Source organism: Pseudomonas carassii, assembly GCF_036324045.1.
Classification (GTDB): domain Bacteria; phylum Pseudomonadota; class Gammaproteobacteria; order Pseudomonadales; family Pseudomonadaceae; genus Aquipseudomonas; species Aquipseudomonas peradeniyensis.
Genome location: NZ_JAZDCT010000002.1, coordinates 112,046 through 137,833, shown reverse-complemented (window position 1 = coordinate 137,833; position 25,788 = coordinate 112,046). Strand labels below are relative to the sequence as shown.

Sequence of the window (25,788 nt, the reverse complement as noted above, 5' to 3'; positions counted from 1 at the left end):
CCATGAACCCCTACCAATGCCTGCCGCCCCGCGCCTTCTGGCGCACGGCGATCGCCGAGCGGCCCGTCGAGCAAATCGCTGAGCTGTGGTCGCCCGCCTTCGAGATCGGCGCCAAGGACGCCATCGTCACCGCCGGTTCCTGCTTCGCCCAACATATCGGCCGGGCCCTGGTGGCACGTGGGATGAACTGGCTCGACGCGGAGCCGGCGCCGGCCGCCATGGCCGAGCAGGCACGCACGGCACAACAGTACGGCGTATTTTCGTTCCGCACCGGCAACCTTTATACCCCGGCGATGCTGCACCAGTGGCTGAAGTGGGCGCTGGGCCGACAGCCACAGTCAGGCGAAACCTGGCAGCACGACGGGCGCTTCTTCGACCCGTTCCGACCGGCGCTGGACCCGACCGGATTTGCCAGCGAGCAGGCCCTGTTCGACTCCCGGGAGCAGACCCTGGCGGCCATTCGCCTGGCGCTGCACCGCGCCAAGGTGTTCGTCTTCACCCTGGGCCTGACCGAGTCCTGGGCCAACCGCGACACGGGCGTGCTGTACCCGGTGTGCCCAGGCACCGTCCGCGGTGAATTCAACCCTCGCGTTCACGAGTTCCGCAACTTCGGCTTCAACGACAGCTGCCAGGCCATGGCCGACGCCATCACGCTGATGCGCACGGTGAACCCGGACCTGAAGTTGCTGCTCACCGTCTCGCCGGTGCCGTTGACCGCCAGCGCCACTGGCGAACATGTGCTCAGTGCCACCACCTATTCCAAGTCGGTGCTGCGCGCCGTGGCCGGCCAGCTGTGCCAGGACCTCCCCGGGGTGGACTACTTCCCCTCCTACGAAATCATCACCGGCACGCCGTTCAAGGGCGCGTTCTACCACCCCAACCAGCGCGAGGTGACGCCAGAGGGCGTGGCCTTCGTGATGCGCCAGTTCTTTGCCGGCCTGGATGGCGAGACCCTATCGGCAGCACCCGCCGCCACTCCATCCCTGGCCAGCGAGGACCTTGTCTGTGAAGACGCCAGACTCGACTACTACGCCTAGCTTCCTGCTGCTGGGCGACTCCCATGTCGGTGTCGTCGGCCTGGCCGCCAGGGCGCGAGGACTGGCGTTCGGTGGTGGGCCGCTGGGTGCCGGACGCGATTTCGGCGTCGACTTCTTCCACCTGACGGTGGACGACGTGGCAATGCGCGACCCCGAGCTCGAGCACCTGTACCGCCAGGCCCTCGCCCAGCTCGACGCCCCCAACCTCGGGCGGATTCCCGGGCCGCTGGTGTCCAGCATCGGCCTGAGCGTGCATTACCTGGCCACCACCCAGAACTGGTTGTGCTACCAGGGACCGGACGGCGAGTTCGACCCCGGTTTTCTCGAAGGCCCGTTGTTCGCCACGATCATCGACACCCTGTCGCGCCCTGCCCTGGCGTTCTACGAGCAGGCGCTAGTCCTGGGCTTGAAGGTATACGCCGTGCTGCCGCCGCAACGGGTGCCGCCGATGTCCGACGCGCGGGTGTTCATGGCCGCCCAGGCCCGGCTGGTCGAGCGCCTGCGCGGTCTGGGCGTCGAGCTGGTCGATGTGCGGCAGGCTGCCAATGACGACAGGGGACTGCAGCGGATCGAGTTCTGTGAAGTCGACGACCCGCTGCATGGCAACCTGGCCTTTGGCGAGCTGGTGCTCGACCAGTTGTTGCGGCAGATGGTTTAGGCCTGCGGCCGCCCGCCAAGAATCGTCACCCGCTCGCCATACCGCGAATGCGGGAAGTAGTCCCACACCGCATGGTGCTGGGTACAGCGGTTGTCCCAGAACACCAGGGTGCCGGGTGCCCAGCGTACCCGGCAACTGAGCACCGGCTCGCGGGCCACCAGGTCGAACAACATCCCCAGCAGCACCTGGCTCTCGCTGGCGGACAACTGCACGATATGCGAGGTGAAACCCGAGTTGATGAACAGCGAAGGTCGTCCGGTCTCGGGGTGACGCACCACCACCGGGTGTTCGGTCTTGGGCAGGCCCGGCGGCGGCGTGTAGCCCTTCCAGGGGATCTCGCCGTCATGAATGGCCGTCAAGGTGCCGAGAAACTCCTGCATCGCCGGCGACAGCATCTCCAGCGCCAGGTGCATGTTGGCGAACAGGGTGTCGCCGCCCGTGCCGATGGCCGGTGTTTCCTTCACATACAGCATCGAGCCCATGGACGGTTCCGGGTCGGCGGTGCCGTCGGTGTGCCAGGTTTCACCGGCGACGAAGCGCGACTGGGCGTTGGCGCGGATCACCACCAGTTCCGGGTCGTCGCCGTCGATGTCCTCCAGCGGCAAGGCACGCAGCTGGCCGAACAAGCGACCGAAGGCCTTGTGCTGTTCGACGCTCAGTTGCTGGTCACGGAACACCAGCACGTGATTTTCCAGGAACGCCCGACGGATTTCCGCCAGCTGCTCCGGCGGCAAGCTGCGCGACAGGTCGACCCCGCCGATCTCGGCGCCGATGATCGGCGTCAGTCGTTCCACGTTGATACTGCGGTACGGCGCGCGTTGGGCGCCGGCAATCCGCTCGATGGCGTTCAATCCCTGTTGATCCATGCTTCCGTCCCTGATGTGTGTTGATTGAGTTGGCTGGCCAGGCGCTGAAGCCCCGCCGCCAGTTGTGTCACTAGCGTCATGCGTTGCTCGGTCGAGCTCGCGCAGGCCCAACTGCAGACCCGCGCCAAGGCGCCGACGACACTGGCGCACGCCTGTTCGTCAGCGTTGGCATAGGCGCGGGCAGCGACCTCACTGCTGGCCGCCGCGTTGGCCGTGGCAAATGCCTGGGCGTTGGCCTCGGTACTCAGCTGTGCATAGTGTCGGGCGAATGCCTCGGCGTCGCCGAACTGCCCGGCGATCATGGCCTGGTTGGACGGCGCCTGGCCGTAGGCCAGGGCGCTGTCATAGGCCTGGGCATGGGCGCTCTCGAAGTCGTAGGTCCGACGAAACGTCGGCAACAGCACCGGCCTGAGCGCAGCCCGCCACTCACCGGTGCGCCCACGCAGGCCCAGGCTCGCACGTTGGTGCAGGCGTTGCAGCGTGAGCACTGCCGGGGCGTGTTCAGGGAGCGCCTCGGCGAGCCGTGGCAGCACCACCTCGGCCTGCCACAAGTGCAGCAGGCGCCAGTAAGCCTCACGGTCCTGCGGCTGTGGCAAGGGCTCGGCCCCCAATACCCGCAGCAGCAGGCTCAGCCACGCTGGTGGCGTGGCGTGTTCAGGCACCATGGACACCCTCCTCCTGCCGGAGCAGGTCGGCATTGATCGCCTCGGCAATCTGCCGCGCCCAGGGGCCGGTGACGATGCCATAGTGGTCGGTATCCAGCGCCGCCCAGCTGTCCAGGTCCGGCAGCAAGGCCTGCCAGGCCTGGCGCAAGTCCTGGGTCTGCCAGCCACTGCCGATGCCATAGGGATTGGGGTGCATGGCGATGAACAGGCGCCCGGTCGGGCCCGCCAGCGTTGCCGGTACATGCCCCAGCATGCTTGCCAGGTTGTTGCGACAGCAGCTCACCAGGCGCTCCAGATAGCGCGCGCCGTCCGACTCGCCGTTGCGCAGGGCGAACTCCCGTTCGAACACCTGCTGGATCTGCTCTTCGTCGATCTGCTGCAACTCCGTCCCGGCGTCCGGCGCGGGTGGATCGACCAGGTAAAGCATCGCTGGCTCGTGCCCGGCTTCGCGGGCCAAGGCGCACATGGCCTGGGCCACCCAGGCGCCGAAGGACCAGCCGAGCAGCCCCCAGCTTGCGCCATCGGGCAGATCGGCCTGTATCGCCTCCAGGTACAGCTGCGCCCGTGCTGTCAGTGAAAGGTTGGCCAATTCGGGCTGGCGCAGCACCGGGTCGGCGATCACCCGCACGCCCAGGTCCGGGTGCAGCGTAGCGGCCAGCTCGCGGTAGGCCTGGACATCGCCACCGACCGGATGGATCAGGTACAGGTATTGGCGACCATCGCCCTGTTGCCACGGATCGATGCGCAGCGCCTCGCGCCACGGGTCGCTGCCGCACTCGGCCTGGCCTGGGTCGGCGTGAACCAGGGCCAGCACCTCGCGCAGGCTCACATGAGGGCTGAACTGCGACAGCTGCACGACCACGCCAGTGGCGCGCTGCAGTTCGTCGATCAGGTCCAGCAGGGTCAGGGAATCGGCGCCGAGGTCATACAAGGAGGCATCCTCCTCCAGCGAGTCCACGCCCAGCCACTGACACAGGCAGTCGCGCAGGCGTTTCGCCAGATCGTCCTGGCTCGGCTGCACGTCGACCGGTGTGGCCACGGCACCATGACGGCGCGGATAGAAACGCCGGGCGCTGTGCAGTGCCGTGGTCGAGACCAGCACCTGGGGCAATTGCGCCGCCATGGCGCGCTCGAACACTTCGCAGCCCTCCTGCGCCGACAGGCCGACCTTCAGGTGCTGCTGGTGCGCCGCATCGTTGCCGTTGCCGCGCGTGGCCATCCCGGTATCTCGCCAGATATCCCAGTTGATGCCCAGCCGCAGGCAGCCTTCGTCGCCCGGTGCGCGGTAATGGCTGAAGCCATCGAGCACGGCGTTGGCGGCGGCGTAGTCGAGATGACCGGCACCGCCGAACAGCGCAGACATCGACGAGCAGTACAGCACGAAATCCGGTGCCATCCGTGCGATCAGCGCCTCCACGGCAAGCAAGCCGTGGGTCTTGGCGGCCATGGTGATCGCCATCTGCCGAGCATCGCGCTGCCGAATCAGGCTGCCAGCGCCGATGCCGGCGGCGTGGATCACCCCGTCGAAACGCCCGTAGCGTTGGGCCAGTGCCTCGAGGACCTGGGGCCAGCGCTGCAGATCGGCAAGATCAGCCTGCACCCAATCGACCCGCTCGTGGTCCAGGTCCGGCACCGGCGAACGCGACAGCAGCACCACGCGCCGGTCCGCAGCGCGCAGCAGGTGCTGGCACAGGGTGCGACCGATGCCGCCAGCCCCCAGGATCAGGTACGTGCCGCGCTCGGCCAGGCCTGGCGCTGTGGGCGACGGCAGCGGGCTTGGCACCAGGCGCGGCTGCCACAGGTAGCCTTCGCGCAGCGCCATGCGCCGGGGCAACGCCTCGGGCTCGGCCAACAACGTGGCCAGGGCGTTGGCATGCTCACCCAGCGATGGGCTTGGGCAATCCAGCCAGTGGCAGCGCAGCGGGTACTCCTGCGGCGCCACTTCGGTCACCCCGGCCAGGGCCGCCAGCTCCGGACGCGCCACCGCGCCCTGCACCGGGCACGCTTGCCAGGACAGCAGCCACAGGCGCAGGTCGGCGTCTCGCGGTGCCTGACCCCAGGCCTGCAACAGGCTGCTGGGCGTGTCGAGGCAGGCCCACTGGGCCACCGCCAGGCTCTGTTCCTCGACTGCGCCGGTCACCGACAAAGGCAAGGCGTGCAGCCAATCCAGTTCACCCGGCAGTGCTTCGAGCAACCGCCCCAGCGCCTGGACGTCGAGCACATCGAGCTCAAACCGGTCCGTGGCGAGCTGGCGGTAACCCTGGCCTGCCTGCACCTGCACGACCCGCCGGTAGGCACGGCCCAGGGTTGCGAGCAATGCGTCATCGACGGCCTCGCGGACGCACACCACCAGGGTCTGCCGGGCACCCTGCGCCATGGATGTACCCAAGCGTCGCACCCGTTGCCATTGTCGTTGATGGAACCAGTCGGCCAGTGGCTGGCGTTCTGCTGCCGCTTGACCTTGGAAGCGGAAGGTCTGCAGATCGAATGACGCAGGCGGCAGGTTCCAGGGCGGCGGCGCCGAATGACCCGGCCATTCGATCTGCGCGCCCTCGTACCAAGCCTTCAGCAGGTCATCAGGTACGTGTTCGCTGGCCTTGAGCCGCGCCTGCGTTGGCGTGACCTCGCGGATTGCCGACAACGGCAAGGCATCCCCCGCCCGGTACGGCGTCGCAAAGCGCCAACGCCCCTGCCGGCGACCGGCCTGCAGGTGGCGCAGCACCGCATGTGCCTGCCCGGGGTTAGCGCGCAACCAGGTGCCGGTGGCGGCGATGTCGCGTTCCAGTGCCTCACGGCTATGGGCGGACAGCAGCAACAACGGTGTTGCATCTTCAGGGTCCTGTGGCTCCGCCTGCACGGCACCGACGATCACATGGGCATTGGTACCGCCGATGCCGAAGCTGCTGACCCCGGCCATGCGTCGCCGCCCCGCCGGCCAGGGACGTGCCGTGGTCGGGATATGGAACGGCGAACGCGTCAGGTCGATCTGCGGATTGATCCGGGAAAAGCCCAGGTTCGGCGGGATCACCCCGTGGTACACCGCCAGCGTGGCGCGGATCAGCCCGACCACGCCGGCCGCCGCGCCCAGGTGGCCGATCTGGCTCTTCACCGAGGCCAGGGCGCAACTGCCCGCCGGCGCCTCGCCGAAGGCCTGGGCCAACGCGGCGACCTCGACCGGATCGCCGAGCAAGGTGCCGGTGCCGTGGGCCTCGACATAGCCGATGTCGGCACCTGCGACCCCGGCCCTTTCCAGGGCCTGGGCAATCACCGCGCCCTGCCCGGCTACCGACGGCGCGGTGTAGCTCATCTTGCCGCGGCCATCGTTGTTCAGCGCCGAGCCCTCCACCAGCGCGTAGATGCGGTCGCCGTCGGCACGGGCGCGGGCCAGGGGCTTGAGCACCACCACCCCGTAGCCACTGGCGCCGAGGGTGCCGCTGGCATCCTCGCTGAACGGCCGGCACAGCCCGTCGCGGGAGAAGATGTGCTGCGAACGGTGGCGGTAGCCGTCGCTGAGGGTCGGGTCGATCAGCACGCCGGCCGCCAGCATCACGTCGCTGTCGCCCTGGCGCAGCAGGTTGCAGGCCAGGTGCACGCCGATCAGCGAACTGCCGCAGGCGGCCTGCACGCTCAGCGCCGGCCCGGTGAGGTCCAGGTGGTAGGCGGCCTTGGTGGCGAGGAAGTCCTTGTCGTGGTGCAGGGCCAGCTGGAAGCCATCCGGCAGCTCGCCCTCGCCGTTGTCGCGCAGCAGCTGCTGGAAGTAGGTGGTCTCGCCGCAACTGGCCACCAGGCCGATGCGCGGACCACCTGCCGCCGGCACGATGGCGGCGTGCTGCAGGGCCTGCACACAGGCCATCAGCAGGTGGCGTTGCTGCGGGTCCATCAGCCGCGCTTCCTGGCGGTTGATGCCGAAGTACTCAGGGTCGAAGTCGAGCATGCCCTGCAGTTGGCTGCGTGCGCCAACCAGGCCTTCGCCGGCCTGGAAGTGCTCGATGCCCAGCGCGTTGGCCTGGACCATCGTCCAGAACTCGCCCAGATCGCGGGCACCGGCCACGTTGACCGCCATGCCGATGATCGCCATCGGCTGTTCGCCTGGGGTGGAGGCGCGCTCACGGCATTCCGGTGCGGTCTCGGCACGGGTCAGGTGCGCAGCCAGGCGACGGATCGTCACGTGCTCGAACAGCTCGGCCATGCTCGGCGCGCCGGGCAAGGCCTGGGCGTAGCGCGCCTGCAGGCGCATCAGGCCGAGGCTGGTGGCGCCGGCCTCGAAGAAGGTCTGCGTCGGCTCGATGTCGTGGCCGATCACCTCACGGAACAGCGCGGCCAGCTGGCTTTCCAGCGGGGTCAAGATGGCTGCCTGCACGCGCCGCCGCTCCAGGGCCTCGCCCTGCCCGGCCAGCGCCTTGCGGTCGACCTTGTTGCTGGGCGTGCGCGGCCAGCTGTCGAGGCGCCGGTACTGGTCGATGCGCACATGGGCCGGCAAGTGCCGCGCCACCTGGCGATCGAGGTCCTGCGCCGAGGGCGGCATGCCGGTCAGTTGCAGATAGGCGGTGAGGCGTGCTGGCTCGGCCTGCACCGTCACCACCGCGTTGGCCACCCCGGCCACCGCCATCAGTGCCGCCTCGACCTGCCCCAGTTCCAGGCGATGGCCACTGAGCTTGACCTGCTGATCGTCGCGACCCACGTAGTGCAGGCAGCCCTGGGCATCGACCCAGGCCAGGTCGCCGGTGCGGTAATACAGGCAGCATTTGCCGTCGGCCTGGGGCAGTTCGACGAAACGCTCGGCGTTGAGCGCCGCATCTGCCAGGTAGCAGCGGGCGACCATCGCCCCTGCCACCAGCAGGTAGCCCTGGTTGCCAGGGGGTACGGGACGGTCATAGGCGTCTACCAGCAGCAGCCGGGCATTGTCGACCGCCTGCCCGATTGGCGCGCGCAGCGGCCAGTCGCTCACCTGCGCTGGCAAGCGGTAGGCGCTGACCACATGGGTTTCGGTGGGGCCATAGTGGTTGAACAGGCGGGCCTTCGGCATGCCGCCGAACCAACTGCGCAACGCTTCGCTGCACAGCAACTGCTCGCCGGCCGTCACCACCTCGCGCAGGGCCGCAGGGTAGATGCCCTGGGCGACGGCGGTCTGCGCCAGGTGCTGCAAGGCCACGCAGGGCAGGAACAGCCGCTCGATGCGTGCCTGCTGCAGGTACGCCAGCAGCGCCTGGGCGTCCTGGCGCCAGTGGGGCTCGATCAGGTGGTAGCAACCGCCGCCACACAGGGTGCCGAACAGCTCCTGGAACGCCACGTCGAACGACAGCATGGAGAATTGCAAGGTTACCGAGCGGGCCGGCAACTGGCCGGTGTGGCGCTGCCAGTGCAGCAGGTTGCACAGGGTACGGTCGGCCACCTGCACCCCCTTCGGCGTGCCGGTCGAGCCCGAGGTGAACAAGGTGTATAGCGGCCGCTCGCCGTTGTGGCGCAGGCGCTCCAGGGCCTGTGCCGGCGCCTCGAGGTCCACCCGGTGACGACTGAGGAACTCGACGTCCAGCGCGGCCAGGGCCGTTTCGGTGGCGCTGCTGAACAGCACGCAGTCCGGGCGCGCCTGGGCCAGCACCTGGCGCTGCACCGCCACAGGGTAGTTCGGGTCCAGCGGCACGGCGGTGATATTGAGCTTGGCCAGGGCCAGCAAGGCCACCACATGCTCCAGCGACGGCGCCAGGAACAGCACCATGGTCGCCGACTCGTCGCGTGGGTGCTGGCTGGACAAGGTCGTCGCCAGGGTGTCGGCCAGCGCATTCAGTTGCGCGTAGCTCAACTGCCGCTGTCCGGCCACCAGCGCGGTGACCTCGGGGGTCTGCTGCGCCTGATGCTCGAACCAGTCGGCCAGCGTGGCGAACGGCAGCGTGGCGGCCAGGCCTTCGCTGGTCGGCGGCAGGCTTTGCCGATAAGGCGCCACCAGGCTGTCGAGGGTAGCCCGAGGGTCTTCCAGCAGCAAATCCAGCCCCCGCTGCAGCAGTTGGTCCAGCGCGGCCACCTCATGAGCGTCGAAATGGCTGCGCTGGTATTCCCACCAGCACTCCAGCGGCCCCTCGCCGCCCACCACCAGCAAGGTCAGCGGACACTTGGCCTGGGGTGTCGGGTACGGTTCCAGGCTGGCGCGCAGGGGGGCGGCAGCGAGCTTGGCGTAGTCGGTGTTCTCCAGTACGAACAGATAGTCGAACAGGGCCTGGTCGGAGGACAACCGCAGGTCCTCGACCAGATCGGCCAGGGCCACATCCTGCAAGGCCAGCACGTCACGCACGGTGGCGGTCTGTCGGCGCAGCTGCTCGCCCAGCGCTTGCGTGCCTTGCAGATCGGTCGGGATCAGCACCGTGTTGGCGAACATGCCCACGCTGGCCTCGAACTCGGCCAGCGGGCGGTTGGCCACCGGGCTGGCGATCCGTGGGCGCTCGCAGCCGACCACGGCGTGCAGGCTCCAGGTAAAGACGCTGAACAGCACGTCGAAGCGGGTCAGGCGCTGCTCGCTGCAAAAACGATCAAGCGCGGCGCTGCGCCGTTCGCCCAGGGGCTGGCGATACAGTTGACCTCCTGTTTGTCCGGGGTACCTCGCTGGCCGCGGCGGGGTCGCCTCGCCGTGACGGGCGTGCAGCGTGGCCAAGGCGCGGCGCTGCTCCCGGTAGTGCGGGCTGACGCTCCACTGCCGCTGCCACAAGGCGAAGTCCAGGGTGTCCAGTGCCGGCGTGGCTGCTGTGGTTTCCCGCCCCTGTTGGACATCCTGATACAGGCTGGCCAGGTCGTCGAACAGCAGGTTCATCGACCAGCCGTCGGTGACGATATGGTGCAGGTTCAACAGCAGGCGGCAGCTGCCGTCGGCGTGTGGCGCCACCCAGGCATGCAGCAGTGTGGGGCTTGCCAGCTCGAACGGGGTGTCGAACACCAGGCTGGCGAAGGCTGGCCAGGTGCTGTCGTCCAGCGCGCCCGCTGCCAGCACCCGGCACACCGCCGCCTGCTCGGCGACGACCTGCTCCGGACCGTCGGCGCCCGCCACGAAAGCCGTGCGCAGCGCGGGGTGCCTGGCCACCAGTCGCCTCACCGCCTCGGCCAGGGCCTGCGGATCAGCGCCTGCGGCCAGGTGCAGGACCATGGGCACGTTGTACGCGGTCGAGTCGGGCACGCGCTGCTGCTCCAGCCACAGCCGGCGCTGCTCGGCGCTGGCCGGACCGCGACGGGCGCCTTGCGCGGCCGGCGCGGGGGGATAGGCCGACGCCCTGCCCTGCCCGCTCTGCAGACGCTCGGCCAAGGCCGCGAACGGCTCGCCGAGCAACGTCGCCATGCTGATTTCCTGCTGCCAGCGGTCACGGATCGCCGACCTCAGGCGCATGGCCCTGAGCGAATCGCCGCCGCTGCCGAGCCAGTCGTCCTGGCCACCCAGGGCGGGTTGTCCGAGCAGCGTGCGCGCCTGTTGCAACAGCCAGTCCAGTGCCGGCGAGTGCTCGCCTGCCTCGACAGGCGGTCGCCAGGGCGTGTCGGCCTGGGCAAGCAGGCTCTCCTGGTCGATCTTGCCATTGGCAGTCAACGGCAGGCCTGGCACCCGGAACAACTGGTGCGGGCGCATCCAGGACGCCAGGTGGGCACGCAGGTAGGCGTCGAACCCGCGATAGTCCAGTTCCCCGCACGGCACCAGGAACGCCAGCAGTTGATGGTCCTCAGCGGCCTGCCGGCGGCTGCAGACGTAGGCCTGGGCCACCTGGGGGTGTTCGAGCAGGCGCTGCTCCACCTCGCCCGGCTCGATGCGAAAACCGCGAACCTTGATCTGCCGGTCGACCCGCCCCAGGCATTCGACCCGCCCCTGGGCATTGACCCGCACCAGGTCGCCGGTGCGGTAGTGCACCTGCCGCCCGCCATCCAGCGCCGGCAGGCGCACGAAAGCGCGCGCGGTCTCCTCGGGGCGGTTGCGGTAGCCACGGGCCACGCCGCTGCCGCTGAGGTACAGCTCGCCGACTTCTCCCGGCGCCACCGGCTGCTGCCGTGGGTCGAGCACCAACATGCCGGTGTCCGGCAGCGGCAGGCCGATGGGCACGCTGTCGCCGCTGAAGTCGCGCGGGATGGGGTGACAGAGGGCGAAGGTGGTGCACTCGGTGGGGCCATAGACGTTGAACAGGCGGCAGGCGCTGTCCGGGTTGGCCTGGTACCAGGCACGCACCGCCACCGGGCTGACCTGCTCGCCACCGGTCAGCACCTGGCGCAAGCTGGCAAAGCACGCCGGGTACTGCGCGTTCAGGGTGTTGAACAGCGACACCGTGATGAACAGGGTATCGACTTGCTGTACCTGCAGCAGCCGGGCCAGCCGGCGGGCGTCGAGCACGTCCTCGTCGGCGACCATCACGACGCAACCACCATTGAGCAAGGGTACCCACAACTCGAAGCTGCAGGCATCGAAAGCCGGGTTGGACAGGCAGGCGAAGCGCTGGCCGGGGCGGATGTCGATATAGCTGCCGGCCTGCGCCAGGCGCAGCAGCCCGCGCTCGCCGACCTCCACGCCCTTGGGTACCCCGGTGGTGCCGGAGGTGTAGAACAGCCACATGACCTCGGCAAAGCGCTCCGGCAACGGCTGGGCCGGTTGGTCCGGGTGGTCCAGCAACGCCTCGACACTGGCCTCCCACGATCCCGGCAGGCCCTGGGGCGCATCGGCGAGGCTGAGCACGCCCACGCAGTCGGCATCGGCCAGCATCAGCCCGCGGCGCTCGGCGGGGCTGGCCCGGTCCAGCGGCATCACCACGGCCCCGGCCTTGAGCGCGCCAAGCAGTGCCGCCAGCCATTGCCAGCCGCGCGGCAGGTACAACGCCAGGGCCTGGCCCGGCAATACGCCCCGCGCCTGCAGCCCCCGGGCGATACGCTCACTGGCACTGGCCAGCTCGGCGTAAGTCATGTGCATCTGCTGATCGATCACCGCCAGGGCCTGCGGATCTCGTTGCACCTGGGCGGCAAAACGCGCGAGCACGGTTTCCTGGAGCACGCTCATTATTTCCCCTCCTGGGCATCGAAACGTTGCAGTTCGCGCTGGATCGTCCGTGAGACCCGATGAATCTCGGCGCTTTCGAGCATGTCCCAATGACCGCCCTGCACCAGGGTGGCCAGGTAGCCGTCGGCGGCGCGACGCCGCCAGAACCCGCGCAAGGCGCGCAGCTGGCCACGCGGCAGGTCTTCACGGGCCTGCACCAGCACCACCCGCCCGGCCTGCGGCGGACAGGTGTAGGCGGCCATGGCCAGGCGATTGTGGTTGTACAGGTGGAAATAGCGCTCGACCTGGGCGTCCTCGATACCGGGGTACATGCCGTTGAAGCGCACCAGCTTGTCGCGGAACTCGGCCATGTCGACGGTGCTGATCTGCTCGCGGAACGCCGGATCGTCCGAGCCCTGGGTATCGAGCAGCACCACGCTGACCGACGCCCGCCCGACCTCGCGCAGGCGCCGGGCCATCTCGTAGGCCACCAGGCCGCCGAACGACAGCCCGGTGAGCACCAGCGGCCGCTCCAGCAATGGCTCGATCTGGCGCAGGTAGGCCTCGGCCATCGCCTCGACCGTGGGTTCGGTGGCCTCCCCGGGGTTGAGCCCTGGCGACTGCACGCCGTACACGCCGACCGCCTCGGGCAGCACCTTGGCCAGGGACAAGTAGCAGAACGCGGTGCCGCCGGCCGGGTGGATGCACACCACGTTGCGCTCCCCGTCTCCACTGCGGAAGGTAATCAGGTTGCCATTGTCCACCTGGATACTGGACCCGGCCCGCAGCCAACCGCCCAGGGCTTCGATGGTAGGATGGCCGAGTACCACCCGGGCCGGTACCTCGACATTGAACGCCTGGCCGATCTGGTAGGCCATCTTGATCGCCGCGATGGAGGTGCCGCCGACGGCGAAGAAGTTGTCGCGGATGCCGATCTGCGGCGCCAGCAGCAGGCTTTTCCAGATCTGGTAGAGGGCCAGCTCGATAGGGTCGCGGGGACTGCTCAGGTTGACCTGGCGCGCCGCCAGGTCAAGGTCCGCGCGCTCGGCCAGGGCCTGGCGGTCGACCTTGCCGTTGGCGGTGAGCGGCATGCCGTCGAGCCACAGGTAGGCACTGGGCAGCACGGCACTGGGCAGGGTTTCGGCCAGGTGCGCGCGTACCGCCTGCTCGTCCAGCGCGGCGCTCGTCACGCAGCAGGCCACCAGGCGCTGGTGCTGGGCCTGCTCGCCGAGCATCAGCACCACACTGGAGGCGATGCCGGGAAAGGCCTGCAGCCGCGTCTCGATCTCGCCCAGTTCCAGGCGCACGCCACGCAGCTTGACCTGAAAGTCGTCGCGGCCGAGGAACTCCAGTTGGCCGTCGGCGCGGTAGCGCGCCAGGTCACCACTGCGGTACAGGCGCTCGCCCGCCACGAACGGGCTGTCGATAAAGCGCTCGGCGGTCAGCGCCGGCAGCCCCAGGTAGCCGCGGGCCACACCCACACCGCCGATATGCAGGTGGCCGGTGACACCGGCCGGCACCGGCGCATCGAAGGCGTCGAGCACATGGAAACGGTTGTTGGCGATGGGCCTGCCGATCGGCAGGCGCAACGCCGGGATTTCATCGCCCGGCGCCAGGGTCCAGATGCTGTTGATCACCGTGGTCTCGGTGGGACCATAGACATTGTGCAGCCGCGCCTGCGGCAGGCGAGCGCGCAGCAGCCGCGCCAGGGCCGGCGTCAGCTCGCCGCCGCCGCAGAACACGTCGGTCAGGCTGTGGCACTGGCTGGCCGCCTCCACCTCCAGGAACAGCTGCAGCATTGCCGGCACGAAGACCATCGCCGTGACCTGCTGCTCGCGGACCAGCCGCGCCAGGTAGCCCGGTTCGAAATGCCCGCCGGGCCGGGCGATCACCAGCCGGCCACCGCTGGCCAGCGGCCAGAAGGTCTCCCAAGCCGAGGCGTCGAAGCCGAACGGGATCTTGTGCAGCATCGTCCCGGCCTCGCCACAGACGCCCAGGCACCAGACCAGCAAGTTGGCCAGCCCACGGTGCGCAACCATCACGCCCTTGGGCAGGCCGGTAGTGCCAGAGGTGTAGATCACGTAGGCCAGGTGCTCGGGCGTCACGCCCACCTCATGGGGCGCCAGGTTGTCGCCGGCCAGCTCAGCCCAGCCGGGCGCGTCGGCCTGCAGGTCGATCATCGGCGCCTCCCAGCCACAGGCCTGCATGGCCTGGTGCAGGGTCGCCCGGGCCGCCCCCAGGGTCAGCAGCGCCACGGGGGTGCTGTCGCCGAGCATGTGAGCCAGGCGCCCGACCGGATAGTCCGGATCCAGCGGCACATAGGCGCCACCGGCCTTGAGCACCGCCAGCAGTGCCACCGGCAGTTCCAGCGAGCGCTCCATGCACACGGCCACGCGAACATCCGGGCCAACGCCCAGGGTGCGCAGGTGGCGGGCCAGGCGGTTGGCCTGGGCATTGAGCTCGGCATAGCTGAGGGTTTGGCCCTCGAAATCCACCGCGCAGGCTTGCGGTTGCCGCGCCGCCTGCGTCTCGACCAGGCGATGCACGCAGTCGATCGGTGCCTGCAGGGCGGGCGCCTGGTTCCAGGCATGCAGCACCGTTTCACGCTCGCCGGCATCCATCAGCGACAGCGCATGCAGCGGCTGCTTGGGTTCGGCGGCCACCTGGGCGAGCAACTGACGATAGTGGCGGCTGAGGCGCTCGATGGTGGTTTGGTCGAACAGGTCGGTGTTGTACTCGACCAGCAGGTGCAAGGCACCGTCGCGCACCACCCACTCGATGGCCAGGTCGAACTTGGCCGTGGCGCTGCCGGTGCCATGAGGCGACAGTTCCAGGCCGGGCATGGCCAGCGTGGAACCGGGTGTGTTCTGCAACACCATCATCACCTGGAACAGCGGCGAATAGCCCGGGTCGCGGGGCGGGTTGAGCGCCTCGACCACCCGGTCGAACGGCGCATCGTGGTGCCCATGGACCTCCAGCATGTTCGCCCGCACCTCGCGCAGCAGCTCGGCGAAGGTCTGTTGCGGGTCGAGTCGCTGACGGATCACCAGGGTGTTGACGAAGTGTCCGATCAGCGGCTCCAGCTCCGCCCTGCCCCGGTTGGCGAACGGCGTGCCCACGCACAGGTCGCGTTGGCCGCTGTAGCGCCACAGCAGCACGTCCAGGGCGGCGAGCAACACATTGAACAGCGTACCCTGGGTATGCCGGGCCAGCGCCTCCAGCTCGACCAGGGTGTCGCCGTCCACCGTCGAACTGAAAGTGGCACCGACAAAACGCTGTACCCGTGGACGCGGGCGATCGCTGGGCAGATCCAGCAGCGTCGGCGCATCGGCCAGGGCACGGCGCCAGTAGTCGAGCTGGCCCTGCAGCGCCTCGCCGTCCAGGCGTTGCCGCTGCCAGCAGGCGTAGTCGGCGTACTGCACCGGCAGCGGTACCAGGCTCGGCGGCTGGCCGCGCAGGAAGTCGCTGTAAAGGCTGGCGATCTCGTGCTGGATCACTCCCATCGACCAGCCATCGGCGACGATATGGTGCACGCTGTACAGCCACACATGGTCCTCGTCGGCCAGCCGCACCAGCCGTGCCCGCAGTAGCGGGCCACTTGCCAGGTCGAACGGGGCGCGGGCCTCGGCATCGACCGCTTCGGCCAGGCGGGCCTGACGCTCGGGCTCGGGCAACTCGCGCAGGTCGAGCACGGCCAGGCTCAGCGGCCTGCTGGCGTGCACCACCTGCTGCGGTTCGCCATCGACGCTGGCGAAGGTGGTGCGCAACATCGCGTGGCGCTCGATCAGCGCGTTCAGGGCACGTTCCAGCGCGGCCACGTCCAGCCGACCCTTGAGGCGTACCGCCGTGGGCACGTTATAGAACGGATTGCCCGGTTCCAGCTGGTCGAGGAACCACAGCTGTCGTTGCGAGAACGACAACGGGCAACGGGCCTGGTCATCGGGGCGACGCGGGATCGGCGCGTTGTCGTCGGATCCGGCGAGCAAGGTGATCAGTGCTTGCTTGTGGGTCTTCAACGCCTGCATCAGGGTTTCGTCGAGGAACCCCTTGGGCGCCTTGCAGCGCAGTTTGTCGCCCTCCACCTCGAGGGCCACGCCATGACGATCGAACAACGCCAGCAGTTGATGGGCGTTCATACTTCGAATTCCTCCATGTCGTTGTCGTCCTGCGCCGGGAAGGCGAGCACTTCAGTTTGCGTGCGATGGGGCGCATGCCCCCCGCGCAGGCCGCCGACCATCGAGTAGACCAGCGCATGGCTGCTCCCCAGGCCGAACAGCGAGGCCAGCTGGCGCTCCTCCACCGCCCCCACGCCGCACAGGCCCAGTTCAAGGTCGGCAGCGGCCATGGTCAGCAATTGCGCCATGGCACCGGTCTCGATCAGGCAGAAGTCATGGCTGCCCTCGCCGTACAGCGGACGGATCGCCGCCAGGTCGGCGACGAAGAACAGCGCAAACGCTGCGCCCTCGTAGACCGGGCGGTTGACGAAGAAGTCGTAGATGTCCGGATCGAGCTCGCCCGCGCCCGTGGCCACCAGGCGGTGCCCGAGCGGATCGTGGTAGTAGGCGCCGCCCGGCACGCCCAGCACCCGGCCGTGTTTGATGTAGAGGTAGGTCTGGATCGGGTACGCGCCGCCCGCCGACGGGAACAGGTACTTCGCCTCACCGTCCAGCTGCCCCTGGGCCAGCACCGCCAGCAGTTCGGCGAACGCCTGCTCGGCAATGGGCTGTTCCAGGTACTGACGCACCGAGCGATAGTCGCGGTAGCGCCGGGCGAAAGCAGGATCGGCCGGCAGCGCCAGGGCCACCTGCGGCGTGTCGCTGGCAAAGTGTCGCCGTGCGCGCTGCTCGGCCTTGAACGCCGCCCGCTGCTGCGGATCGTCCAGCACGGCGTCGACACTGATACTCGGTGACTCGCTCTGCTCCTGGCGCTGGCGGTACAGCGCCAACAGGTTTAGCAAGGTCGGCTGCGCCAGCAGGTTCGCCACATGGGGGCGGAAGCGCAGCTCGCTCGACAGCGCGTTGCTGATGCGCACGATGTCGATGGAGGTGGCGCCCAGGCTCAGCAGGTTGGCGTCGGCGGCAATATCCACCCTGCCCAGCACCTGCTCGACGATGGCCACCAGGCGCTGCTCCTGCGGCCCTTCGAGTTCCAGCGCTAGGCCGCCGGCCTGGACCTGTTCGGGTTCGGGCAGGCGGCCCTTGTCGACCTTGCCATTGGCCGACAGCGGCCAGGCCTCCACGAAGGTGAAGGACGACGGCACCATGTACGCCGGCAGTTTGTCGGCCAGGTAGCCAGCAAAGTCGCCGGCCTGCAGCGCCGGGTCGGCCTTGAGCACGTAGCCGGCCAAGCGCTTCTGCGCCTGGGCCTCGCCGAGGATGCGCACCACCGCGCTGTGCACGCCGGGGTGACGGTTGAGCACCGCCTCGATCTCGCCCAGCTCGATCCGATAACCCTGGACCTTGACCTGGTTGTCGTCACGACCGAGGAACTCGATGTTGCCATCCGGCAGCAGGCGCCCCAGGTCACCGGTGCGGTACAGGCGCTCACCGGTCAGCGGATGGTCGAAGAAGCTCCTGGCGCTCAGCGTCTCGTCGCGCCAGTAGCCCTTGGCCAGGCCGATGCCACCGATGTACAGGTGGCCGGTGACCCAGGTCGGGCGCACTTGCAGCGCCTCGTCCAGTACATGGAAACGCTGGTGATCCAGCGCCTGGCCATAGGGAATGCTGCGCCAGGCCGGATCGACCTGGTCGATCGGGTAGCCGATCGACCAGATCGACGCTTCGGTGGCCCCACCCAGGCTCATCATTTGCAAGCCTGGACGCAACACCCGCGCGCGCTCGGGCAGTGCCAGCGGGATCCAGTCGCCGGAGAGCATGGCCAGGCGCAGGCTCGCCGGCATCGCCCTGCCCTCGCCCTCCAGGTATTCCACCAGCATGCCCAGCAGCGCCGGCACCGAGTTCCACAGGCTGACCCGGTGCTGTTCGACCAACGCGGTCCAGTGCGCGGGATCCAGGCTCAGTTGCGGTTCGAGCATGACCACCGCTGCGCCCGCCGCCAGGGTGCCGAAGAAGTCATACACCGACAGGTCGAAACTCAGCGACGAGATGGCCAGCACCCGGTCCTGCGGGCCCACGGCGAAGCGGCGGTTGATGTCGAGCAAGGTGTTCACCGCGCCCTGGTGGTCGATCACCACGCCCTTGGGCGTGCCGGTGGAGCCGGAGGTGTAGATCACGTAGGCCAGGTCGTCGGGGCGCACCTGCACGTCGCGCAGTGGTTCACCCGGGCTGTCTATCTGGTCGCTGACCGGCAGTACGGTGACCTGCGTCGGCCACGCCACCCGCTCCAGCAGGCACGGCTGGGTCAGCGCCAGGCTGGCCTCGGCGCGTTCGAGGATATGGCGCAGGCGCGCGCCGGGCAGGCTCGGGTCGATGGGCAGGTAAGCACCGCCGGCATAGAGGATCGCCAGCGTCGCCACCACCTGCTCCCAGCCGCGCTCCATCACCACGGCAACCAGCCGGTTGGGCTGAACGCCACGGGATTGCAACTGCACGGCCAGCTGACGGGCCTCCTGGCGCAACTGACCGTAGCTCAGTTCACGGGCACCCAGCACCGCGACGGCCTCTGGCGTGGCCAGGGCCTGGCGCTCGAACAGCGCGTGCAGCAACGGCAGATCATGTGGCGCTGGCGGCGCCTGCGGCAGGCGCGCTTGAGGCAGCAACTGCGGCGTGCTGGCGGCCCAGGCTTCAGGGGCGAGCAGGCGGTCGAGCAGCGCGTTGTAGGCGGCGAACATCTGCCCGATCATGCCCTCGGGGAACAGCGCGTCGATGCTGTCCCAGTTGAACAGCAGGCGGCCTTCGAGTTCGAGCAGGGTGTGGTCGAGCCACACATGCGGGGTCTGGGTGATGCTGTGTTCCAGCGTCGCGCCAAGAGCGTCGCCCAGGTTGAACTCGGCCAGCTCCGGCGCCGCTTCCGACAGGGTGCTGTTGAACACGATCGGCATCGCCGTCTGCTGCACGCCGCGGGCCTGGGACAGCTCGCGCAGCACACGCACGCCACTGACCAGCGAGTGGTCGATGTCCTGCCACAGGCGCGCCTGCACGGCGCGGGCCTTGTCGGTGAAGCTGGCGTTGCCGTCGATGGCCACTTCCAGCAGCACCAGGGAGGTGAAGTCGCCGATGATCGCATCCACCTGCGGGTGCAGCGGCAAGCGGTTGAACAGGGGCAGGCTGAGGGTGAAGCGCGGCTGTCGGCTCCACAGCGCCAGCACTTCGCTGAACGCGGTCAGTAGCATTACCGACGGGGTGACGCCGAACTGTCGGGCCATGGCCTTGAGCCGGCCCCACTGCGCCGCCGGCATGTCGCGGTCGCGGCGGGTGAAGTGCGGGTTGGCGATGCTTTCTGGCTGGCACACCCGTGGCAGGTCCGGGGCCGGAGCCAAGGTCTCGATCCGCCCGCGCCAGTAGTCCAGGGCGCGTTCATAGGAGGAGTCGGCGCGCAAGCGGCGCTCGGCCAGCACATAGTCACGGAAGGTCACGCCCGGCTCGGGCCGTTCCAGCTCGGGCTCGTGGTAGTACCCCATCAGCTCACGGGCCAGGATCTGCGTGCTGGCGGCATCGACCACCAGGGCGTCGAGGCTGATGTGCAGGTGGCTGATGCCGTCGTCGAGCAGCGACACGCTGAAGTCGAACAACGGCCAGCGGCTGGCGTCGAGGACCTGGTGCGACTGGCGCTCGCGGATGGCCCTCAGGGCACTTTGGGCATCCTCGCCGCTCATGCCGCGCAGGTCGTGGCGGGCCAGCTGGTAAACCGGCACCTGTTCCAGCACCTGCTGGGTACCGTCGCCGAGGAACACCACGCGCAGCATGTCGTGACGCTGGATCATCCGGTTCAGCGCCGCCTCGAAGCGCGGCACATCGAAATCGGGAATGCGCCACTCCTCGTAACCATGGGCGCTGACCCCGCCGAGGCTGACGCTGGCCTCACGGCCGAACCAGTAGGCCTGCTGGATGTCGGTGAGCGGGAACGGCGCATGGCGCCCGGCCGGGTCGGCTTGCAGAGCCTGCCCCTGGGATTCGCCATGTGCCTCTTGCGTCACCCCGACCTGCGCGGCCAGATCCATTAGTACCGGTGCCTGGAACAGGCTGCTCAGCGACAGCTGCGCGCCCAGGCGCTGGTTGATCGCGTAGACCAGGCGCGTGGCCAGCAGCGAATGGCCGCCCAGGTCGAAGAAGTTGTCATGGATGCCGACCCGCTCGCACTTGAGCACCTCGGCCCACACCTGGGCCATGCGCCGTTCGGTCTCGTTGCGTGGTGGCTCAAAATGCGCCGCACCACCACGCTCGGGCGCCGGCAGCGCCTGGCGGTCGAGCTTGCCGTTGCGGGTCAGCGGCAGCTGCGCGAGGCTGACCCAGGCGCTGGGCAGCATGTGCTCGGGCAGTTGCCGTTGCAAGGTGGCGCGCAGGGTCTGCGGATCGCCGCTGCCCACCACGTAGGCGACCAGGCGCGGGTCGCCGGGGATGTCTTCGCGCAGCAGCACGGCGACATCCTGCACGCCCGGCTGCTGGCGCAACAGGCTGTCGATCTCGCCCAGCTCGATACGGAAACCGCGCAGCTTGACCTGCTGGTCCACGCGCCCGAGGTACTGCACATTGCCATCGGCCTGCAGCCGGGCCAGGTCGCCGCTGCGATACATGCGTGCGCCGGGCTGTGGGTTGAACGGGTCGGGCAGGAAGCGCTCGGCGCTCAGGAGTGGGCGGTTAAGGTAGCCACGCGCCAGGCAGTCGCCCGCAATGTACAGCTCGCCCGGTACACCCATCGGCAATGGATTCAGGTCGCCGTCCAGCACGTAGAGCCGGGCATTGGCAATCGGCTTGCCGATGGCCGGCAACTCCGGCCAATGCTCGGCATCGGCGCAATCGAGGCTGAACTGGCTGACCACATGGGTCTCGGTCGGCCCGTACTGGTTGCGCAGGCGCGCACCGCCCAAGCCACGGACGAAGGCGCGCAGCGCGTCATTGACCTGCAGCGCCTCGCCGGCGGTAACGATCTCGCAGCCGCCGGACGGCATCGGCGCGTCGGCCTCGGTCAAGGCGGCCAGTTGTTGCAGCACGGCGAACGGCAGGAACGCACGCCCCACCTTCTCGGCCACCAGGGTCGGACGCAAGGTGGCCAGATCCTTGCGTTCGGCCTCGCTCATCAACTGCAAGGTGCCGCCCTGGCACAGGGTGCTGCAGATCTCCTGGAACGACACGTCGAAGTTCAGCGAGGCGAACTGCAGTACGCGACAAGGCGTTGGTGCGTCCTCCAGTTGCCAGGCAATCAGGTTGTCCAGGGCCCGACGGCTGTGGGCCACGCCCTTGGGGCGGCCGGTCGAGCCGGAGGTGTAGAGCACATAGCCGAGGTGCTCGGGATGGACCGTCACCTGCGGTTCGCTGTCCGGGCAGTCGGCCCAGCGCGCGGCGTCGGCGTCCAGGCACAGCAGCTCGACCGCCTGCGGCAGGCTCGGACGCAGCGAGGCCTGGGTCAGCACCAGGCTGGGCGCTGCGTCGGCGAGCATGAAGGCCAGCCGCTCGGCCGGATACGCCGGGTCGAACGGCACATAGGCGGCGCCGGCCTTGAGGATCGCCAGCAGGCCGACGACCATCTGCGCCGAACGCTCCAGGCACAGGCCCACCCGCTGCTCGGGGCCGATGCCCAGGGCGACCAGGTGCTGGGCCAGGCGGTTGGCGGCGCGGTCCAGCTCGGCATAACTCAGCGACTGCCCGTCGGCGACCAGCGCCAAGGCATCCGGCCTCTGACGGGCGATGGCCGCCAGGCGCGCCATGCAATTCGGCTGACTGGCGGTGTCGAGGACTGTGCGGTTGAAGCGGTCCAACACTTGCTCGCGCTGCGCGGCATCGAGCAGCTCTAGGGTGGCAATGGACTGTCCGGGGTTGTCGACCATGCCTTCCAGCAAGCGGCGCAGGTACTCGCCGATACGCGCCACGGTGGCGCGTTCGAACAACCCACTGGCGTACTCCAGCCCACCGACAATCTGGCCATCACATTCGCTCAGGGCCAGTTGCAGGTCGAATTTCGCCACCGGCTGGCTGCACGGCAAGGGGCTGATGTCCAGCCCGGGCAAGGCCAGGGTCTGGCCCTGGTCCTGCTCCCAGGCGAACAGCACCTGGAACACCGGGCTGTAGGCCAGGCTGCGCGGCGGATTGAGCAACTCCACCAGTTGCTCGAACGGCAGGTCCTGGTGAGCCTGGGCCTGCACGGTCACCTCGCGGGCCTGGCGCAGCCACTGCTCCAAGGTCGGCGCCCCCCTGCGGGTCATGCGCAGCGCCAGGGTGTTGACGAAGAAACCGACCAGCCCGTCCAGCGCCGGGTCCGGACGGTTGGCCGTGGGCACGCCGACCACCACGTCGTCCTGCCCGGACAGGCGCATCAGCAGCAGCGACCAGGCGCTCAGCAAGCCCATGAACAGCGTGCCGCCATGGACGCCACACAGCGCCTTCAGGCGCGTGGTCAGATCGCGATCCAGCATCAGCGGCACAAATCCACCACGGTAATCCTGCACCGTCGGGCGCGGGTGGTCGGTCGCCAGCGTCAGCAGCGGCGGCGCGCCTTCCAGCGCCTGTTGCCAGTATCGGCGCTGGCCCTCCAGCCGCTCACCCGCCAGCCAGCGCGGGTGCCAGGCGGCGTAGTCCACGTACTGCACCGGCAACGCCGGCAGTGTCGCTTCGATACCTTGCACGACAGCGCCATACAGGGCCTCCAGGTCACGGGTAAGCACGCCCACCGACCAGCCGTCGGAGATGATGTGGTGCTGGGTCAGCAGCAGCGCGTGTTCGTCCGGCGCCAGGCGTACCAGGCAGGCGCGCATCAGCGGCCCCCTGGCCAGATCGAACGGTCTTGCGCCCTCCTCTTCGATCAACGCGTCCAGGCGTGCCGAGGCATCGGCCAGGCCCTGCAGGTCGACCTGGACCAGTGTCATGCCCTGGTCTACAGCGCCGACACATTGCCGGCCCTCGCCCTCGACGCTGACGAAAGTGGTGCGCAGCGCCTCATGGCGCGCTACCAGCTTGTCCAGGCTGTCCGCCAGTCCCTGCACCTTCAAGGCGCCCTTGAGACGCAGGTTCAGCGGCATGTGGTAGGCGGCGTTGCCACCCTCCATCTGCGCCAGGAACCACAACCGGTGCTGAGCGGACGACAACGTTTGCGCGCCTGTGCGTTCGATTGCCTCGATCGGCAGCCGCGCCTCGTCCCGGCTGGCCTGCAGCCGTTGAGCGAAGTCCACGAGCCGCGGGCTTTCGAACAGCGCCACCGGCGCCGCTTCGCGCCCCAGGTCCTGGCGCACGCGGGCCAGCACGCGCATGACCAGCAGCGAGTGGCCGCCCAGGGCGAAGAAGTGATCGTCACGACCGATACGCGCAACCCCCAGCACCTCGCCCCAGATCGCCGCCAGGCTGGTTTCCAGCGCCCCCTGCGGCGCCTGGTAGTCACGTTGCTCGAAGGCAGCAGCGTCTGGCGCGGGCAGGCCGACGCGGTCGAACTTGCCGTTGGCGGTCAGCGGCAAGGCTGGCAACTGCACGTAGGCGCTCGGCAGCATGTACTCCGGCAGGTGTTCGCCCAACTGTTCGCGCAGGGCCGCCGGGGTCAACCCGGCCCCCAGCTGCTCGGCAAAGTAGGCCACCAGGCGGGGCTCGCCGGGCGTATCCTGGCGCAGCAGCACCAGGCTTTGCCGCACGCCGGGCACCTGCGCCAGACGCGCCTCGATCTCGCCCAGTTCCAGGCGCAGGCCGCGCAGCTTGGCCTGCTGGTCGCCGCGCCCAAGGAATTCGAGCTGGCCATCGCCGCGCAGGCGCGCCAGGTCGCCGGTGCGGTACAGGCGCTCACCGGCCACGAAGGGGTTGTCACTGAAACGCTCGGCTGTCAGTTGCGGCAGGTTCAGGTAGCCGCGCGCGACCCCGACGCCGCCGAGGTACAACTCACCCTCCTCGCTCGCCTGCCCTTGCGCATCGAGCAGATAGACGCGGCAGTTCGCCAGCGGTCGACCGATGGGCAGCACAGCGTCAGCCACCTCTCGCGTCGGCAGTTCGTGGCAGGTGCTGTCGATGCTTGCCTCGGTGACTCCGTACGCCTGCACCAGCTGCACCCGCTCACCGCACAGCCTGCGCAGCCGGCGGGCGCTGTGGGCGGTCCAGATATCCGAGCCACAGACCACCGTGCGCAGAAAGGCCAGGTCGTGGCCGTTCGCCTCGACCCAGTCCAGCAGCGGGTCGAGCACCGCCGGCACGAAGTCGCCGAAGCCCACCTGCGCCTCGCGTAGCAGCCGGTACAACGCGGGCGGGTCCATCAGCGTGTCGCGTGGGCACAGCACCAGGGTGCCGCCAAAACCCAGGGCGCGGATCAGGTCAGCGCTGAACACGTCGAAGGAGAAACCAGCCATCTGCAGGTGATTGAGCGGCGCCCGCAGTGGATACAGCTGAGTCCAGGCCGCGCTCAGGGCGACCAGGCCACGGTGCTCGACCATCACCCCCTTGGGCGTGCCGGTGGAACCGGAGGTGTAGATCACATAGGCCAGGTGGCTGGGGGTCAGCCTGATCGCTCGCGGGTCCGGGTCATGGGACGGGAGCTCGGCCCAGGCTGCGCTGTCATCGAGATCGAGCAGCGTCAAGGCCGCTGCCAGGCCCTCGAGTGCCGCCCGGGCCGGGCCATGGCTGAGCAACACAACCGGGGCACTGTCGGCCAGCATGTGCGCCAGACGCGCCCGTGGATAGCCAGGGTCCAGCGGCACGTAGGCGCCACCGGCCTTGAGCACGGCGAGCACGGCCACCAGCATGGCTGGCGAACGCGCCAGGCACAGGCCGACCCGCACATCCGGCCCGACCCCCAGGGTCCGCAGGTGGTGGGCCAGGCGGTTGGCCTGGGCGTTGAGCTCGGCGTAGGTCAGTGCCTGTTCGCCAAAGCGCACGGCAATGGCCTGCGGCGTGCGCCGCACCTGGGCCTCGAACAGGCCGTGGATGCACTGGTCGGCGTCGAACGGGGCATCGTGGTGCCAGTTCTCGGGTAAAACGTCGGGCTGCGCGCCGGCCGTGCCGCGCGAGGAGGTGGTGTCGAACATCGAGGCTGCCATCCATGAGTATTGTTCTTATGGGACGTGCAGGACGACGGGCGTCCTGCCTGTCGGGCCCGGCCATCGGGCCGGGGCGGTCATGCGTCGGCGATCAGGGGCCGAGCGCTACACCGTTGCGTGCGGGAGTGGTGGGCGGGACGCCGTGCGGCCGGGCGGCAGCGCACGTGCTGGGAAGAGCAGCGACTACGGGCGCACGGCCCGTCATATCGACGATTCCAAACTGCGTGACCAATTGAAACCTCACCATCCTTATGGGGGGCGTGGAAGGGCCACGAGCGTTGAGCCTGGGTGGTCCCTTCGGCTGCGGTGCCGGTGACCTGTGGGTCAGCGGCAATCCATTGGCGCCGGGCTCCTGGCCTTGGGCGCTGGCGGATGATAACCACGAGGATTGGCGCCAAGGCAACAAAAAGAAATGTTTTCTCGTTGTTGAATGACGTCAGGAGGAGTAGGCATGTA

General features: G+C 68.8%; 7 protein-coding genes. 2 read left to right on the top strand and 5 right to left on the bottom strand.

The window, feature by feature from the left end; genetic code table 11:
• Window positions 1-2: 2 nt before the first annotated feature.
• The gene (locus V0R62_RS01985) at window positions 3-1,037 is read left to right on the top strand and encodes a GSCFA domain-containing protein (RefSeq protein ID WP_330102497.1); all 1,035 of its coding nucleotides are present in this window, start codon (window positions 3-5) and stop codon (window positions 1,035-1,037) included.
• Entirely contained in the window at window positions 1,006-1,695 is a 690-nt protein-coding gene (locus V0R62_RS01980) for a hypothetical protein (protein ID WP_330102496.1), read from the top strand. The genes V0R62_RS01985 and V0R62_RS01980 overlap by 32 nt, the downstream gene beginning before the upstream one ends.
• Here the strand turns inward: V0R62_RS01980 and V0R62_RS01975 are convergent.
• Genes V0R62_RS01975 through V0R62_RS01955 form a run of 5 tightly spaced genes read right to left on the bottom strand, consistent with a single transcriptional unit; the run spans window position 1,692 to window position 25,320 of the window.
• Window positions 1,692-2,561 (bottom strand): TauD/TfdA dioxygenase family protein, encoded by an 870-nt coding sequence (locus V0R62_RS01975; RefSeq protein ID WP_330102495.1) that lies wholly within the window; start codon window positions 2,559-2,561, stop codon window positions 1,692-1,694. The genes V0R62_RS01980 and V0R62_RS01975 overlap by 4 nt on opposite strands.
• A complete protein-coding gene (locus V0R62_RS01970; RefSeq protein ID WP_330102494.1) occupies window positions 2,543-3,226 on the bottom strand; it encodes a hypothetical protein in 684 nt (227 codons plus the stop codon). Before V0R62_RS01970 ends, V0R62_RS01975 begins: the two co-directional genes overlap by 19 nt.
• Window positions 3,216-12,233 carry an amino acid adenylation domain-containing protein gene (locus V0R62_RS01965; RefSeq protein ID WP_330102493.1) on the bottom strand — a complete coding sequence of 3,006 codons (9,018 nt, stop codon included), beginning with the start codon at window positions 12,231-12,233 and terminating at the stop codon, window positions 3,216-3,218. Before V0R62_RS01965 ends, V0R62_RS01970 begins: the two co-directional genes overlap by 11 nt.
• Window positions 12,233-16,348, bottom strand: a complete 4,116-nt coding sequence (locus V0R62_RS01960; RefSeq protein WP_330102492.1) for an amino acid adenylation domain-containing protein — start codon at window positions 16,346-16,348, stop codon at window positions 12,233-12,235. The genes V0R62_RS01965 and V0R62_RS01960 overlap by 1 nt, the downstream gene beginning before the upstream one ends.
• Window positions 16,345-25,320, bottom strand: coding sequence for a non-ribosomal peptide synthetase (locus V0R62_RS01955; RefSeq protein WP_330102491.1), 8,976 nt, complete (start codon window positions 25,318-25,320; stop codon window positions 16,345-16,347). Before V0R62_RS01955 ends, V0R62_RS01960 begins: the two co-directional genes overlap by 4 nt.
• Between the last annotated feature and the right edge of the window lie 468 nt (window positions 25,321-25,788).

Excerpts from the sequence above, each read along its gene's own strand:
- V0R62_RS01960 (WP_330102492.1), bottom strand. The coding sequence starts at position 16,348 with ATGAACGCCCATCAACTGCTGGCGTTGTTCGATCGTCATGGCGTGGCC.
- V0R62_RS01975 (WP_330102495.1), bottom strand. The coding sequence starts at position 2,561 with ATGGATCAACAGGGATTGAACGCCATCGAGCGGATTGCCGGCGCCCAA.
- V0R62_RS01970 (WP_330102494.1), bottom strand. The coding sequence starts at position 3,226 with ATGGTGCCTGAACACGCCACGCCACCAGCGTGGCTGAGCCTGCTGCTG.
- V0R62_RS01965 (WP_330102493.1), bottom strand. The coding sequence starts at position 12,233 with ATGAGCGTGCTCCAGGAAACCGTGCTCGCGCGTTTTGCCGCCCAGGTG.
- V0R62_RS01955 (WP_330102491.1), bottom strand. The coding sequence starts at position 25,320 with ATGTTCGACACCACCTCCTCGCGCGGCACGGCCGGCGCGCAGCCCGAC.
- V0R62_RS01985 (WP_330102497.1), top strand. The coding sequence starts at position 3 with ATGAACCCCTACCAATGCCTGCCGCCCCGCGCCTTCTGGCGCACGGCG.